This is a genomic window from Methanothermobacter thermautotrophicus str. Delta H, assembly GCF_000008645.1.
GTDB classification, from domain to species: Archaea; Methanobacteriota; Methanobacteria; order Methanobacteriales; family Methanothermobacteraceae; genus Methanothermobacter; species Methanothermobacter thermautotrophicus.
In genome coordinates this window covers 542,011-556,181 of the sequence record NC_000916.1, presented here as the reverse complement: position 1 = coordinate 556,181, position 14,171 = coordinate 542,011, and the positions used below count along the sequence as shown (strand labels likewise).

Below are 14,171 nucleotides of genomic sequence, written 5' to 3'. Positions count from 1 at the left end.
TTCAAAGGAGTGATGAGGCGACACTAAGGTATATCAGTGTGGTTGTGAAGTCACTGAGTATGGTTGCCAGGGGTCCGGTTGCAACCGCAGGGTCATAGCCCATCCTCCTGAATAGGAGGGGTGAGACCGTGGATATTAAAACCGCTGCTATTATACTGAAGAACATGGATACGAAGACTATCAGTCCAAGTAAAGGGTTCATGCGGGTGACCCCTGCCATCAGCCCGGCGAAGGCAGAGGATAGGGCGCCTATTGCAGCTGCGACCAGGAACTCTCCCTTTATGTACTTGAGGTGATTCATTGATGGATCAACGGCTATCTCCCTTATTATGAGGGCCTCTGACTGGGTCCCCACGGCGTCGCTCATGTAGACCATCACGGGTATGAATGATGCCAGGGCTATGAACCCTGAGAGCAGGTCCTCAAATCTGCCTATCATTGAGGCGGTAACGGTACCACCCACCACTCCTATGATGAGCCAGGGAACCCTTGACTTCACCATGGACCCGGGGCTCCTCTTCTCATCAACCACGCGGTGGAAGACACCACCAAAGTGCAGCATGTTCCTGTCAGCCTCAACCTTCAGTATCCTTATGATTTCATCATAGGGCACAACACCCCGGAATCTACCCCCACTGTCAACAACCGGAATGGCCTTAATTCCATGTGAAAGTGCCAGGTAGGGTATATCAAATGGGTCATCTTCGGGGGTGAAGCATATTATGTCGCGGTGCATGAAGTCCCCGAGGATTTCATCGTGGGATAGGATCTCACGGATTGATACGACACCGGCCAGAGTATCACTGTCAAGGATGTAAACGTAGTCTATGGTGTCATATTCGCCCATCTTCCTTCTTATCATCTCGAGGGCATCCTGGCTGGACATTCCAGGCGATGCAGTCGGTACTCGCTCTGTTATCCGGAACTCCATAACCATCCCCTCAGTACCTTTCTCTGTATCCAAGTTCCCTGAACCTTAAACTTACAGATAGACCATCCTCTGTTTCTATTTTCAGTTCACCATCAAGCTGGTCTGTCAGGGCCCGTATAAGGTACCAGCCCATGCTTCCGGATTTCTCCAGGACCTCCGGTGATTCAAGGCCTATCCCATCATCCTTCACGGTAAGTTCAAGGGTCCCGTTGAGGGATCTGAGCTCAACGGTTATGTTATCTGCCCCTGAGTGCTTGAGGGAGTTACTCACAAGTTCGTTGACCATGAGACCAATGGGGAGACTGGTCTCAAGGTTGAATTCAAGGTCCTCTATGCTGGAGCTGATCCTCACATCCTTCCCATGGGTCTGTCCCTGGCTCAGCTTTGAGAGGATGTTGTTGAGGTAATTCCTGATCCTTATTGTTCTGAGGTTTGTTGATCTGTAGAGGTGCTCATGGACAAGGGCTATGGACCTTATACGCTCACGGCTCTCTCTCAGGACATCTGAAAGTTCCTCTGACTCCAGCTGACGCTCCTGTATGCTCAGCAGGCTTGATATTATCTGGAGGTTGTTCTTGACCCGGTGGTGTATCTCCCTCAGGAGGAGTTCCTTCTCCTGGAGGGACCTGCGTATCTCTGTCTGGTCCTCGATTATGATTATACGTTCATCCCCAACCCGGGCGACCCCTATATCGGCGTATATGACATCTCCATTTGATCTCAGGAGCCTTCTTTCCCCTTCAAAGTCCTCTCCTGCATCCTCGGGGTGTATGAGGTCCATCAGGTTCCTTCCAATCAGCTCCCCTCTCTGGTAGCCCAGAACGGATTCAGCCCTCCTGTTACAGTCCCTTATGATCAGGTCATCACCAACCGATATTATCGGGCTAGGGGCGAGTTCAAATATCTCCCTGTACCTCATCTCACTCATCTCGAGGGCCCTTGTGGCTCTCTGGAGTTCTGTGATGTCATCCCCTGAGATTATGCTGCCCCTGAATTCACCATCCTCCCTGAGGAATACAACGTGCCATGTGACGGTTTTCCTGTCGCCCTTACATGTGAGTATCTCACCGGTCAGATGATAACCCTTACTCCCGGAGCTGATCTTTTCGGTGTATAGCTTTTCCCGCCACCCCCTGTCTTCAGGGGGTACGAAGGTCATGAACCAGTTTTTCCCTGCGACTTCCCCTGCGTCACACTCAAGGATTTCAAGGCCCCTCCTGTTTATGAGCTTCACACGGGTTTTCTCATCGAGGACCATTATGAGGGACCCCGCCACCTCCAGGTAATTTTCAGCCCTCCTCCTTTCATTCTCAACATCATTGAGGAGGGCCATGTTTTCCTTCATGGAAAGGTGCTGCCTCAGAATGAAGAGGACTATTATGAATCCAAGGGACACTAAGAGCACGGTGGATTTTTCAGCACCACCCTTAATCACGCTGTAGGCCGTTAAGAGATAGAACAGTATTATAAAGATATAGGGGGTGTATGTGACAGCTGTGACCTTTTTTTCAACATATAAGGGCTTTGACCAGTCCTCCTTAAAGAATTCATTCACTGCAATGAGGAGGAGAATGTAACTGAATGCCCAGAGGAGGTCCTGGGGTGTTCCTCCAGCATAAATTCCTGTAAGGTTCTGGTATGTGAAGGATATATCTGCTGCAAGGAGGATGATTATGCTTGCAAGGAACACGTGGAGGGTCCTTGATCTGAGGTGCCCCAGCTTGTTTATTATGAGGTCCATTATCATGAAGACTATGAGGAGATCGCCCAGGACATACAGTGTTGATACCAGGACCTCTGTGAAATCTCCTCCTGCAAAAACTGTGGGCTCAAGGAGGAAGACCCAGGCGGCAGATGCAGAGGCCACGAGGATTATCAGCAGGTCTATGATTGATCTAAGGTCAGAGTATCTTTTGATGGGTATTGTGAATATGCCGGCTGCGAAGATGGGGTAATAGAGGAGGTAGAACAGGTCTGCAACTGATGGGAAGGGATTCAGGGACAGTATACTCTCAAGTATGAACCAGGTGAAGTCTCCGAGGAATGAAAAGAACTGGGCAGCGGATAGAAGGAGCAACGTGAGGTAAAGGTGCGGGTAAACCTTCCTGGAGTATATGCAGGCATATGAAAGTCCCATGAAGGCTGCAAGGTTTGTTATGACGTTTATAAGTGAGACAGCATCCCTTTTAAAGGGCAGGAACTGGGATATGACTGAAAGAATTAACATCACCGTTATGAATATCTTGAGGTTCCTATCCATCGTGACTCCCCATTTAATAATTCATGAAACAATTTGAGTGTATGTACACCTTGATTAATATTCATGAAGCTGAAACATTTAAGTGTATGTACACCTTGATGCATCCTCTGATAGATATCGGTGTTGTATGGGGCGATGATGGTGTAACTGCCATAATCCTTCTTGAGGGGGTTAAGAAGTATTCAAATGACTCTTCTCCTCCCATGGCCATTAAGAAACTCCTGGATTCAATTAGAATGTTCCTGGATGGATGTGAAGTTGACTTTGATTTATCAGTCCTTGATTTTGGTGGCTGCACAGAATATCAGCGGAGGGTCCTTGATGTGGTCTCCTCAATTCCCAGGGGCTCGACCCTCACCTACTCTGAGGTCGCAGCAAGGGCAGGTGGGAGTCCACGCAGCGCTGCCGGTGCACTTTCAAGAAACCCATTCCCGCTTGTAATACCATGTCACCGTGTCATAAGAAGCGATGGGAATGCCGGAGGTTATCAGGGAGGTGTTAAACTCAAAAAGAGGCTTCTTGAGATGGAAGGAGTTTCTTTAGAGGGCCAGTAGAATGGAAAGATTATCATGTAGAGTGGTGCTGGTGTCTCTGGTGTCCTGTTCAGAACAGGAAGATTATCATGTAGAACAGGAACATGACGGCAGCTATGGTGATGGATTGTTTTGCCTTCCGTGGTTTTTCACCGTGCCAGATGAGGAACCCTATTATACCGGCAAGTGGAGAGAAAAGGAGGATCAGGATGAACTCAGGGGCGCTGAGACCCTCTCTACCTGTGGATGGTATATGGTCTGAGGTTTTGACATTTTGCTCTTTTCCTCTGATAGTATCGGGCCTTTCAGGGTCCATGCGGGTTCTCATCTTTCTTTTGGGCATCTGGACCACCTGGCACACTTATTTATATTAAAAGTCCCTAAAATATCTTTTCGTGGTGGGTAGCGCGGTACTGCATGGTCCACAGCACTCCTCCGGGGAACCTTTGCAGCTGATACCTTCGTAATATGGAAGTTTAACGCAGTTAATTTTCAGCAGTCACCTCCGCCGGCACCTGCTGACCATCAGGGACCAAAACTTAAGTTATCCAACCTCTTATATTATCCAAAAGACAGACTTCTATGTGAGGAGTGGTTGAATGGATTACTACCATGATGAAAAGATGCAGGAACTCTTTGAGCTGCTCAAACAGCCAAAGACACTTGATGAGATAGACCTATCAGCAAACTTCATAAAAAATCTGCTTCTGAAGATCATAGCAACCTATGGGAGCATACAGGTCAACAGGATCCATGAGATAACAGGGCTCCATGTCGACATACTGGAGGCCTGCCTCAAGGATATGGAAAAGGATGAACTCTGCGCCCCAACAGGTGGAGGCTTCCTCTTCCCCAGCGTAACCTACACAATCAAGAAACAGGGCCAGAAACAGGCCGAAAAACTCATGAGGGAGAACCCCTACATTGGCATGGCCCCTGTGAGTTATAACTCCTACTTTGAGATCATGGGGCGACAGCTAGAGGGAAGGTTCCCCATAAATATCCCCCAGGAGGTTATAGATAAGGCATTCAGGGATGTGGTTGGCAATGAGAGTGCAAAGAAGACCCTCATAGAAGGCGCCATAGGAGGCAAGGGGCTCTTCATCTATGGACCCCCGGGTACCGGTAAGACCTTCATAACAAGCAGGATGTCGGATCTCCTGCCACCGGTGGTCATACCCAGATATGTTGAGTTCAGTGAGCAGGTCATACAGTTCTATGACCCCGACTTCCACAGGATGTGCCCTGAACAGCCAGAAGACCCACGATGGGTTAAGATATACGCACCATTCGTATTCACAGGTTCCGAACTCACCAGCGATAAACTTGAGAGCAGATACGACCCCAACAAGGGAGTCTACGAAACATCACCAATAATAAAGGCCAACGGAGGAGTGCTCCTCATCGACGACCTTGGGAGACAGAAGGAGGACCATAACGCCCTCCTCAACCGCCTGATAGTCCCCCTTGAGAACAAGAAGGATATGATCTACGTTAAGGGGTCACCCATCGTCGTCCACACCCACTTCATACCAGCCTTCTCAACCAACCTTGACATAACCATAATGGATGAGGCCCACCTGAGGAGGGCACCCCTCCATGTGCAGCTTGAAAAGCCAACAGTGGATGAGATCGTCGAGGTTTTCAGGCGCAACCTTGAATCAATGGGTGAGGACTACGACCCTGAGGTACTTGAAAGGTTTGCACAGGTATACAGACCCATAGGTGAAGGTGGAGAGGGTATGCAGCCAACCTTCGCCCATGCAAGGGACCTCGCCCAGATAGCCCAGGCAGTGAGGATAAGGAAGGGTGAGGACAGGATAACCGTCCAGACCATGGAGGAGGCACTGCAGCAGCATGTACTGATAGCCCTCCAGAGAAAGCTGACTCCAATGCTATTTGAGCGTATAATAAGGAAGAAGACATGACCTATTTCATCACAGAACCTGGATGGAATTCGGCTGCATCCTGCTGGAAAAGGGCGTTCATCCTGAGGTGTGAAAAACCCCTTGAAAACTTGGAGGGTTAATGATGAGGTGGGAAAAACTTTTATTGGATACCCCTTAATATATGAGAGGCAGAAATTTTAGGGAGAATCACCATGACATGCACCGTTTTAGTTGGAGGAGGATGGGGTGACGAAGGTAAAGGCAAATGTATCACATATCTCTGTTACAATGACAAGCCATCAATAATCGCAAGGGCAGGTGTGGGACCAAACGCGGGCCATTCCGTTGAGTTCAGGGGAGATAAGTACGGGCTCAGGTTAACCCCATCAGGTTTCTTCCATGAGGATGCAAGGCTCCTGATAGGGGCGGGGGTCCTGGTCGACCCCGAGGTCTTCCTCCATGAGATGGAGTACCTCTCAAAGTACAGTGTCGCTGACAGGACAGGGGTTGACTACAGGTGCGCCATAATAGAGAGGAAGCACAAGGAGCAGGACCAGTCCTCCAGTTACCTCTCCAAGAAGATAGGGAGCACAGGCACCGGGTGCGGCCCGGCCAATGCTGAGCGCGTGATGAGGACTGCGAAGCTCGCCCGTGAAGTGGAGGAACTTGGGGACTTCCTGACTGACGTCCCCCTTGAGGTCAATGAGGCACTCGATGAGGGCGAGGACGTATTTGTTGAGGGCTCACAGGGCTTCGGCCTCTCCCTCTACTACGGGACCTACCCCTACGTTACGAGTAAGGACACAACTGCAAGCACTGCGGCTGCAGATGTCGGCATAGGACCCACAAGGGTTGATGAGGTCATAGCTGTCTTCAAATCCTACATTACAAGGGTGGGTGAGGGCCCATTCCCAACCGAGATCAGCCAGGAGGAGGCTGAGGAGATGGGCCTTGAGGAGTACGGTACCGTTACAGGTAGAAGGAGGAGGATAGGTCTCTTTGACATGGAGATGGCCCGTGAATCATGCATGATCAATGGAGCCACGCAGATCGCTGTAACCTGTGTCGACAGGCTTTACCCTGAATGTGAACGTGTCAGGGAGTACTCTGACCTTTCCGCTGAGGTTAAACGTTTCATTGAGGATATAGAATCCGCGACGGGGGTCCCGGTTACCATAATATCCACGGGGCCATCACTTGAGGATACGATTGACCTCAGGGATGAACTCCTCTAGACCGTATACCTTATTTTTTTATTCCACTGACTGAAGTTTCTGTTAAGCTTTCCAGATCCCAACTTTATCAAACTATCAATTCTGCAGACCATATGGGATCATTAAGGTGCTATGCAATGACTCAAACTCAAACATCTGACTCTTACAGTACACAAAAATTCATCATGACATGATCCGTCAGGGGCCGGAAATAAAAATCCGAATTATTTTCAGTTAATGGACTATTCAGGGTACCTGCCGTGCATCCAGAACTGATTGAGGGTACCGTGGTGCCCGTGCCTTATGGCCTCCCTCACAAAGTCGTCGGCCATCCTCAGGGCTTCCCCCAGGTCAAGCCCCCTCTCAAGGTATGCTGCCGTTGCAGCTGAGAAGGAGCATCCACTCCCATGGGTGTTCCGGCTATCAAGAAGTTTCCCCTCAAGAACCTCCACATCACCGTCGATCAGGATTACACTCCTCCCGCCGAGGTGACCCCCCGTGATTATGACATCGCAGAGTTCACCTATGACCCTGGCAGCCCTTATTGCATCATCCACGGTCCCTATGGGGATATCTGAGAGCCTCTCTGCCTCAGCGACATTGGGTGTCACGATCAGGGCCTCAGGGAGGAGGTGCCTCCTCAGTGCCCTCACAAAGTTCCCCTCTGAGAGTTCACCCCCGGATGCAGCCACCATGACCGGGTCAACAATCACCCTCAGACCGTACTCACGCACCTTCTCTGCAACGGCCTCCACTATCTCTGCACTGTAGAGCATTCCTGTCTTTGCATGCACAACTGGAAGGTCCTCCATCACAAGGTCGAGCTGTTCCTCCACAAATCCAGGGGGTACTGGCATTATACCGGAGACCCTCCCCACGTTCTGGGCTGTCAATGCGGTTATGACACCTGCACCGTACACCCCCAGGGCAGAGAAGGTCTTTATATCTGCAAGTATACCCGCCCCTCCTGATGGGTCGAAGCCTGCGATTGAGAGTGCCAGCATGATTTCACCTCCTTCAGGGTGACCTTGAAACCTCCAGCCTGTCCGAACCCCGGGAGGGTTTAACTGTGAAGCGGAGTTTTCTGAGGTACTCCCTTGCGTGGGTCCCCTCACCGTGGAGTATTATCTCACCGAGGTCCTCCGCAGTGTTGACATCGAGGGATAGGTAGAATGAGTCATAGACCGATACGCTGAGTCCCCTCTCCCTGGCCTCATGTATGTGTTCAAAGAAGCTGCAGTCACCGAACCTGAGGCTCATTGCAGAGGGTCTTAATATGAGGGTGTTTGTCCCGCCACCATTCGCCGGCGCTATAACAACATCTGCGCGGGATGCATGGTCCAGGAGGTTGCTGACATCTGCTTTCCCTATCAGTGGTATGTCTGAGGGGGTTATGATCACCCTGTCAAATTCCGGGGCGCAGAAGTCCATTGCCTGCTCAAGGGCCCCGTTGAGGTCCCTCTCACCCTCCTCCTCAAGTATCTTAAGTCCGAGGCTGTATGCGTATTCCAGGACATCCTCATCTGCACTTATAACCAGGACCCTGTCCACGTGTCTGGCAAGGGCCCCCGATACATCCATGAGCATGGCCTTCAGCAGCCCCTCCCTCTCTGATGGTGAAAGGGTGGGTGAGAGCCGGGTCTTTGCATGTGTGAATCGTGAGACAGGTATTATGGCGCACGTCTTCATGGTATCGCTCCAAACCTATTTTTAAGACCCTCGAGCATGGAGAAAATCTTGAATGGGCTCTGGCTCCTGTTAAGAAGTGAACTGTTGATGTTCACCTCACTTAACTGGTCCTCTGTGAGGCCATATTCTGATGCAAGTTCTGATTTAACAGCTGTTATGTTGTCCCTGAGCTGGTAGAACCTCATATCCCTCCCCTTCACCGTGGCGTAGACCTCTCCCCGGTATATGTTGAGGTCGTCTCCCCTTGCAAGGATCCATATCATGAGCTGTGTCCTGAAGGCGTCCCGGGGATCTTCAGGGTTTGATGATGAGATCACATCCTCCATGAGTGACGGTACCGTCCCTGCCGGTTCAAGGCCAGCGCCTTTCATGGTCCTCCTCTCAGGTTCAAGGGAGTACGCGAGGACCTCTGCAGATGACTCCGGTGCCACCTCAGTGTTTTCTGCTGTCACCAGGCCTCCTGATGTTTCAGATCTGAGGATGGTCCCTGTTTTAACCCGTACCGGCCTCTGACCGGGGTTCTTAACCTCAATGGTGTGGGGCACCTCACCGGCGCTGCTCTTCTGTGTGATCTCCACGTTGCCCTCATGGTAGGCTGTTTCAAGGTCGGGGCCGCCCATGGTGACGTACCCGATAATTCCGCTGAGGAACGCGAACAGGAATATTGTTCCGATGACCAGGATTATTCTTCCTTTCATTCAATCTCCCATCTCATATGATGTACCGTGACCCGGAATTATTTTACTCATCAGCTAATATGTTCTGGCAAGGTAAGCCCTGTAGGGGCCTCGCGGCCACAGTTTATGCAGGTTCCGCTTCCTTCCTCCTGTATTCCCAGGATGTCCACGCGGACCTTCTCCTCAACATCCATACCGCATTCCTCTTCACCGCACCACATGAATGATATGATGCCCCTCTTTTCATCTACTATTCTTGAGGCCTCCTCGAGGGTCTCAGCCTCCCGGATCTCTGACTCCATCCTCTCCCATGCCCTTGTTCTGAGGTTTTCCAGGATGTCTTTCATGAGCTCCCTGAGGGTTTCCTCAATGCCCTGGAGGTCGGCGGTTACCTTCTCACCAGTATCTCTCCGTGATATCACTGCCGCACCCTTTTCAAGGTCCCTTGGCCCGATCTCGACCCTCAGAGGTACTCCGCGCATCTCCCACTCATAGTACTTCCTGCCGGCCCTGATGTCACGGTCATCAAGGTGCACCCTGAACCCGGCCGCCTCAAGCCGGGATCTGAGTTCCCTGCAGGCCTCCATAACCTCCTCCGCGGCCTTCTTGAATATTATGGGCACTATCACCACCTGATGGGCCGCCACATCAGGGGGGAGGCAGAGCCCGGATTCGTCACCGTGGATGGCTATCACCGAGGCTATGACCCTGTCGGATAGTCCGTAGCAGGTCTGGTGGACGTATTCATGGTCCCCCTCAGGGGTTTCAAATTTTATCTCGAAGGTCCTTGCGAAGGTCTGGCCGAGGTTGTGGACGGTTCCAATCTGGAGGGTCTTACCATCGGGCATGAGGGTGTCGAAGGCAACAGTGTACTCTGACCCCGGGAATTTGTCCCATGGTGGCCTCCTGGTTATCAGGTAGGGGATCCCTAGGGAGTTAAAGAATTCTTTATAGATCTCCACCGCCCTTTCGACCTGCTCTTCTGCTTCAGAGGCGGTTGCATGTATAGTGTGGGCCTCCTTGAAGGTTGTTATCTCACGGACCCTTATCAGGGGCCTCGTGTGTTTTGTTTCATACCTGAAGGTGTTGACCACCTGGTAGAACCTCATGGGGAGGTCCGTGTGTGACCTGACCCAGAGGGCGAACATGGGGTACATTACGGTTTCACTTGTGGGCCTCAGGGCAAGTTTTCTCTGGAGTTTGCTAAGGCCGCCGTGGGTCACCCAGTAGACCTCGTCCTCGAATCCCTTTACGTGTATGGCCTCCTTTGCCAGTTCATCCTCCGGTACGAGAAGCGGGAACAGTACCTCTTCATGGTCCCTGTCAAGTATCCTCCTGAGGATTTTCAGGGTATTCTTCCTTATCATGAATCCGTGGGGCATCCAGACGTGCATGCCCTTAACGGGGTACCTCTGATCGATAATTTCGGCTTCCTCTAAAATGTTATGGAACCATTCACTGAACTCTGTCATTTTTTCACCATGATAACGGTTAGGGTCTTTTTTGATAGGTTTCTGCAAAAATATATTTTTCCCTGGAGATAAACACTAATCAAAAATTATTTTATTACTCCTACTTAAAATATACTCCATTAGAGGGTTAACATGGATCCAAGGAAAATTCAGCTACCAAGGGAGATATACACAGGGCCAGGTGTTATCGAGGACACAGGGAGGATATGCAGGGACCTGAGATTTGAGGGCAGGGCCATGGTTGTAACCGGACCAAGGACCCTTCAGATTGCAGGGGAGGCTGCCATTGAGAGCCTCCAGGCCGAGGGATTTGAAGTTGACCAGGTAACCGTCGATGATGCCACCATGGCATCTGTGAGGAATGTGCAGGATGGCCTTGACGGCGTTTCGGTTGTCCTCGGGGTTGGTGGAGGTAAGGTCATAGATGTTGCGAAGATGTCCGCCACCCTTGAGGGCCTCCATTTCATAAGTGTCCCGACTGCAGCATCCCATGATGGCATAGCATCTCCACGGGCATCCATAAGGAATGGTGAAGGTACAGCATCCCTTGAGGCCTCATCACCCATAGGTGTAATAGCTGATACCGAGATAATAAGCAGGGCACCATTCAGGCTCCTGGCATCTGGCTGCGCCGACATAATATCGAATTACACAGCCATAATGGACTGGAAACTTGCCCACAGGCTCCTGAATGAGAGGTACAGTGAATCTGCAGCGGCTCTTTCCCTGATGACAGCCAAGATGATAATAAAGTCTGCCGACGCAATAAAGGAGGGCCTTGAGGAGAGCGCCAGGCTGGCAGTCAAATCCCTCATAAGCAGCGGCATAGCCATAAGTATAGCCGGGAGCAGCAGACCCGCCAGTGGCTCCGAGCACAAGTTCAGCCATGCCCTTGACATGATAGCACCCAAACCAGCCCTCCACGGTGAACAGTGTGGTGTGGGAACCATAATGATGATGCACCTCCATGGAGGGGACTGGCAGTTCATAAGGGACGCTCTTGCCCGTATAAACGCCCCCACGACTGCAGCTGAGCTTGGTATAGATCCTGAGTACATCATTGAGGCCCTCACGATGGCCCACAACATCCGTAGGGAACGCTACACCATCCTTGGAGACAGGGGTTTAACCCGTGAAGCCGCCGAAAGGCTTGCAAAGATAACGGAAGTGATATGATTGATAACTCTTATCGGTGAAAAACTTGCCAGGAAGGGGTCAATGTTCCTCTTCTGCGGACCGGCTGAGAAGTGCAGAGACTGCAGGTTCCAGCCGACATGTATAGCACCCCTCGAGGAGGGGAGAGTCTACCACATCAATGAGGTTAAGGACAGGTACCAGAGATGCCCCATACACCTCGGTGAGAGGGTACGCGTGGTCGATGTTGAGAAGGCCAATATAGAGGTTCTCATAGATTCCAAGAGGGCCTTTGAAGGTTCAGTGATCTCCTTTGAGTTCCCTGACTGTGACGTTGAGTGCAGCATGAGGGACCTCTGCTTCCCGGAGGGTGTCATGGAGGGTGACAGGTGCAGGATTGTAAAAAATCTGGGAAAACCTGGAAAACAGTGCCCTGCAGGGAATGAACTGAGAAGGGTCCTTTTAAGACCTCTGGATAAAAAATGAGATGGAGGTATTTATGAATCTCAAGAAGATGGCTGCTTTGAGGGCGGTTGACGAAATAGATGATGGGGATGTTGTAGGTCTTGGAACAGGTTCAACAACCCATTACTTCATAGAGGAGCTTGGAAGACGTGTCAGGGAGGAGGGACTGGAGGTTATGGGTGTACCTACATCCTACCAGTCAATGTTCCTTGCAGCGGAGTCAGGGATAAAGGTTACAAGTCTCGCTGAACATGATGTTGATGTGGCTGTTGACGGTGCAGATGAGGTTGACCCGGACCTCAACCTTATAAAGGGTGGTGGGGCCGCCCACACCCTTGAGAAGATAGTTGACTCATCCGCCGCGAGTTTCATAGTTATTGTGGACGAATCAAAGCTTGTTGAAAGACTGGGTGCCTTCCCACTACCTGTTGAAGTCATACCCGCAGCTTGCAGGCCTGTGAAGCTCAAACTCGAGTCAATGGGGGCTTCAGTGAATATAAGGTCCTCTGAGGGCAAGGACGGTCCTGTTGTTACTGATAATGGTAACTTTGTCCTTGACGCGGCCTTTGGTGTTATTGATGATCCCGGAGCCATGGAGTCCCGGCTGAACAACATACCGGGTGTTGTTGAGAACGGCATATTCGCTGGAATTGCAGATATGGTTATAGCAGGTACCTCTGAGGGTCTTAAGATTCTCAGGTGACCTTTACTGTTTTTAAGGCTGTGCTGGGAAGGCAGTGGATACTACCATATCTTTCACTGTTTTTAAGGTGATCATAGGGTTATGGTCACGATATGTGCAAGTGGTATTATGACAGTGGTGGTGGTTCTACCACCCCTTAATTTTAATTCAAGGCTAATGTAATCTGTTTCCACCCTTTTAACCTCACCATAATATGTTTTACCGGTTATGAGGGTTATGCTGAGGTAATCACCGATCGCCGATTTAAGTGTATCCCTGAGGTCAGATCCGCACTTCATGTTCTAGTGTTCTGCACCATCTTTAATGTATTTATTGGCTTCATACCCTTTTAAGGCCAATCAGTTCAAATGTAATCAAAACCGTCTTTTGATGAACTGAACAGCACCAAAGAGAGCTGTGAGGACCAGCACTATAACTGCACCTGAAGATACGTTGAATATATATGAGATCCAGAGGCCTGCGAGGGCCGTGATTATACCTATAGCCGATGCCTTAACCATTATATCAGCCATATCTGAACTGAAATCCTTTGCAAGTGCTGCAGGGATTGTTAGGAGGGCCATCACAAGTATTATTCCGGCAGCCTTTATGAGAACCACAACACTTATGGCAACAAGGACAAGGAGGTACAGGTAGAAGGCGTCGACAGGGACACCCAGAACCTCGGCGTACTCCTCATCAAAGCAGATGGCAACGAACTCCCTGTTGAACAGGAGGGCACTTGATATTATGATGAGGTCAAGCACCAGCATGGTCCAGAGGTCCCCGTTGTCTACCATGAGTATGTTACCGAAGAGGTAGCTGAAGAGGTCCGGTGCATAGCCCGGGCTGAGGTTTATGAAAAGTATACCCAGGGCCATCCCTGCGGACCAGAGCACCCCTATTGCAGTGTCCTCACTTATACGGGTCCTCCGTGTCACTGCACCCATCGTAAGGGCTGCAGCCACCGTGAAGGGTATGGCAGATGTGATCGGGTTCACCCCGAGGAAGTAGCCGAGGCCCACGCCACCAAAGGCTGCATGGGATATGCCGCCACTTATTGACACTATCCTCTTTGTTACAACGTAGCTCCCAACTGCACCGCAAGCTATACTTACAAGTATGGCTGCGACAGCCGCGTTCCTCATGAACTGGTACTGCAGCAACTCCAGCAAGCCCATCACTCCTTCCTTGGATCGTTCACGTCATAAGGATTCAGTATCTG

Annotated in this window: 14 protein-coding genes and 1 pseudogene; 6 read left to right on the top strand and 9 right to left on the bottom strand. The window is 50.7% G+C overall.

Features of this window, described 5'->3' with window-relative positions:
- Position 1: 1 nt before the first annotated feature.
- Positions 2 to 931, bottom strand: coding sequence for a magnesium transporter (locus MTH_RS02885; protein ID WP_143485753.1), 930 nt, complete (start codon positions 929 to 931; stop codon positions 2 to 4).
- A 10-nt stretch (positions 932 to 941) separates the two neighbouring features.
- Positions 942 to 3,191, bottom strand: coding sequence for a histidine kinase dimerization/phosphoacceptor domain -containing protein (locus MTH_RS02880; RefSeq protein WP_010876258.1), 2,250 nt, complete (start codon positions 3,189 to 3,191; stop codon positions 942 to 944).
- A gap of 98 nt (positions 3,192 to 3,289) precedes the next feature.
- On the opposite strand from MTH_RS02880, the gene MTH_RS02875 reads away from it, so the two are divergent.
- The gene (locus MTH_RS02875) at positions 3,290 to 3,745 is read left to right on the top strand and encodes a methylated-DNA--[protein]-cysteine S-methyltransferase (protein WP_231855346.1); all 456 of its coding nucleotides are present in this window, start codon (positions 3,290 to 3,292) and stop codon (positions 3,743 to 3,745) included.
- 49 nt (positions 3,746 to 3,794) lie between these two features.
- On the opposite strand, the gene MTH_RS02870 is transcribed toward MTH_RS02875, so the two are convergent.
- Positions 3,795 to 4,040 carry a hypothetical protein gene (locus MTH_RS02870; protein ID WP_143485752.1) on the bottom strand — a complete coding sequence of 82 codons (246 nt, stop codon included), beginning with the start codon at positions 4,038 to 4,040 and terminating at the stop codon, positions 3,795 to 3,797.
- Between the two features lie 283 nt (positions 4,041 to 4,323).
- Here MTH_RS02870 and MTH_RS02865 point away from each other — a divergent pair, with 283 nt between their 5' ends.
- On the top strand, positions 4,324 to 5,652 hold the full coding sequence (locus tag MTH_RS02865) for a YifB family Mg chelatase-like AAA ATPase (protein ID WP_010876255.1): 1,329 nt from the start codon (positions 4,324 to 4,326) through the stop codon (positions 5,650 to 5,652).
- A gap of 173 nt (positions 5,653 to 5,825) precedes the next feature.
- On the top strand, positions 5,826 to 6,848 hold the full coding sequence (locus MTH_RS02860; RefSeq protein ID WP_010876254.1) for an adenylosuccinate synthetase: 1,023 nt from the start codon (positions 5,826 to 5,828) through the stop codon (positions 6,846 to 6,848).
- A 221-nt stretch (positions 6,849 to 7,069) separates the two neighbouring features.
- Here MTH_RS02860 and thiD read toward each other — a convergent pair whose 3' ends face one another.
- The 4 genes and pseudogenes from thiD to proS form a co-directional block, all read right to left on the bottom strand.
- Positions 7,070 to 7,831 (bottom strand): bifunctional hydroxymethylpyrimidine kinase/phosphomethylpyrimidine kinase, encoded by a 762-nt coding sequence (gene thiD, locus MTH_RS02855; protein WP_010876253.1) that lies wholly within the window; start codon positions 7,829 to 7,831, stop codon positions 7,070 to 7,072.
- 13 nt (positions 7,832 to 7,844) lie between these two features.
- On the bottom strand, positions 7,845 to 8,516 hold the full coding sequence (gene cofC, locus MTH_RS02850) for a 2-phospho-L-lactate guanylyltransferase (protein WP_010876252.1): 672 nt from the start codon (positions 8,514 to 8,516) through the stop codon (positions 7,845 to 7,847).
- Complete coding sequence (locus MTH_RS02845; protein ID WP_010876251.1) at positions 8,513 to 9,214, bottom strand: hypothetical protein; 702 nt, start codon at positions 9,212 to 9,214, stop codon at positions 8,513 to 8,515. Before MTH_RS02845 ends, cofC begins: the two co-directional genes overlap by 4 nt.
- A 54-nt stretch (positions 9,215 to 9,268) precedes the next feature.
- Positions 9,269 to 10,665: pseudogene (gene proS, locus MTH_RS02840) on the bottom strand (proline--tRNA ligase).
- Between the two features lie 132 nt (positions 10,666 to 10,797).
- Here proS and MTH_RS02835 point away from each other — a divergent pair.
- Genes MTH_RS02835 through rpiA form a run of 3 tightly spaced genes read left to right on the top strand, consistent with a single transcriptional unit; the run spans position 10,798 to position 12,967 of the window.
- Complete coding sequence (locus tag MTH_RS02835; RefSeq protein ID WP_010876249.1) at positions 10,798 to 11,841, top strand: NAD(P)-dependent glycerol-1-phosphate dehydrogenase; 1,044 nt, start codon at positions 10,798 to 10,800, stop codon at positions 11,839 to 11,841.
- Positions 11,842 to 12,285: a UPF0179 family protein gene (locus MTH_RS02830; protein WP_010876248.1), complete on the top strand. Its 444-nt coding sequence runs from the start codon at positions 11,842 to 11,844 to the stop codon at positions 12,283 to 12,285.
- A gap of 13 nt (positions 12,286 to 12,298) precedes the next feature.
- The gene (gene rpiA, locus MTH_RS02825) at positions 12,299 to 12,967 is read left to right on the top strand and encodes a ribose-5-phosphate isomerase RpiA (protein WP_048060856.1); all 669 of its coding nucleotides are present in this window, start codon (positions 12,299 to 12,301) and stop codon (positions 12,965 to 12,967) included.
- Positions 12,968 to 13,038: 71 nt separating this feature from the next.
- On the opposite strand, the gene MTH_RS02820 is transcribed toward rpiA, so the two are convergent.
- Both MTH_RS02820 and MTH_RS02815 read right to left on the bottom strand, forming a co-directional pair.
- Complete coding sequence (locus MTH_RS02820) at positions 13,039 to 13,245, bottom strand: hypothetical protein (protein WP_010876246.1); 207 nt, start codon at positions 13,243 to 13,245, stop codon at positions 13,039 to 13,041.
- A gap of 75 nt (positions 13,246 to 13,320) precedes the next feature.
- On the bottom strand, positions 13,321 to 14,127 hold the full coding sequence (locus tag MTH_RS02815) for a metal ABC transporter permease (protein ID WP_048060855.1): 807 nt from the start codon (positions 14,125 to 14,127) through the stop codon (positions 13,321 to 13,323).
- Between the last annotated feature and the right edge of the window lie 44 nt (positions 14,128 to 14,171).

Bases quoted from the DNA above. Each gene is read 5' to 3' on its own strand.
- MTH_RS02880 (WP_010876258.1), bottom strand. From the start codon at position 3,191: ATGGATAGGAACCTCAAGATATTCATAACGGTGATGTTAATTCTTTCA.
- MTH_RS02835 (WP_010876249.1), top strand. From the start codon at position 10,798: ATGGATCCAAGGAAAATTCAGCTACCAAGGGAGATATACACAGGGCCA.
- MTH_RS02815 (WP_048060855.1), bottom strand. From the start codon at position 14,127: ATGGGCTTGCTGGAGTTGCTGCAGTACCAGTTCATGAGGAACGCGGCT.
- MTH_RS02875 (WP_231855346.1), top strand. From the start codon at position 3,290: ATGCATCCTCTGATAGATATCGGTGTTGTATGGGGCGATGATGGTGTA.
- MTH_RS02820 (WP_010876246.1), bottom strand. From the start codon at position 13,245: ATGAAGTGCGGATCTGACCTCAGGGATACACTTAAATCGGCGATCGGT.
- MTH_RS02885 (WP_143485753.1), bottom strand. From the start codon at position 931: ATGGAGTTCCGGATAACAGAGCGAGTACCGACTGCATCGCCTGGAATG.
- cofC (WP_010876252.1), bottom strand. From the start codon at position 8,516: ATGAAGACGTGCGCCATAATACCTGTCTCACGATTCACACATGCAAAG.
- rpiA (WP_048060856.1), top strand. From the start codon at position 12,299: ATGAATCTCAAGAAGATGGCTGCTTTGAGGGCGGTTGACGAAATAGAT.
- MTH_RS02860 (WP_010876254.1), top strand. From the start codon at position 5,826: ATGACATGCACCGTTTTAGTTGGAGGAGGATGGGGTGACGAAGGTAAA.
- thiD (WP_010876253.1), bottom strand. From the start codon at position 7,831: ATGCTGGCACTCTCAATCGCAGGCTTCGACCCATCAGGAGGGGCGGGT.
- MTH_RS02870 (WP_143485752.1), bottom strand. From the start codon at position 4,040: ATGGACCCTGAAAGGCCCGATACTATCAGAGGAAAAGAGCAAAATGTC.
- MTH_RS02845 (WP_010876251.1), bottom strand. From the start codon at position 9,214: ATGAAAGGAAGAATAATCCTGGTCATCGGAACAATATTCCTGTTCGCG.
- MTH_RS02865 (WP_010876255.1), top strand. From the start codon at position 4,324: ATGGATTACTACCATGATGAAAAGATGCAGGAACTCTTTGAGCTGCTC.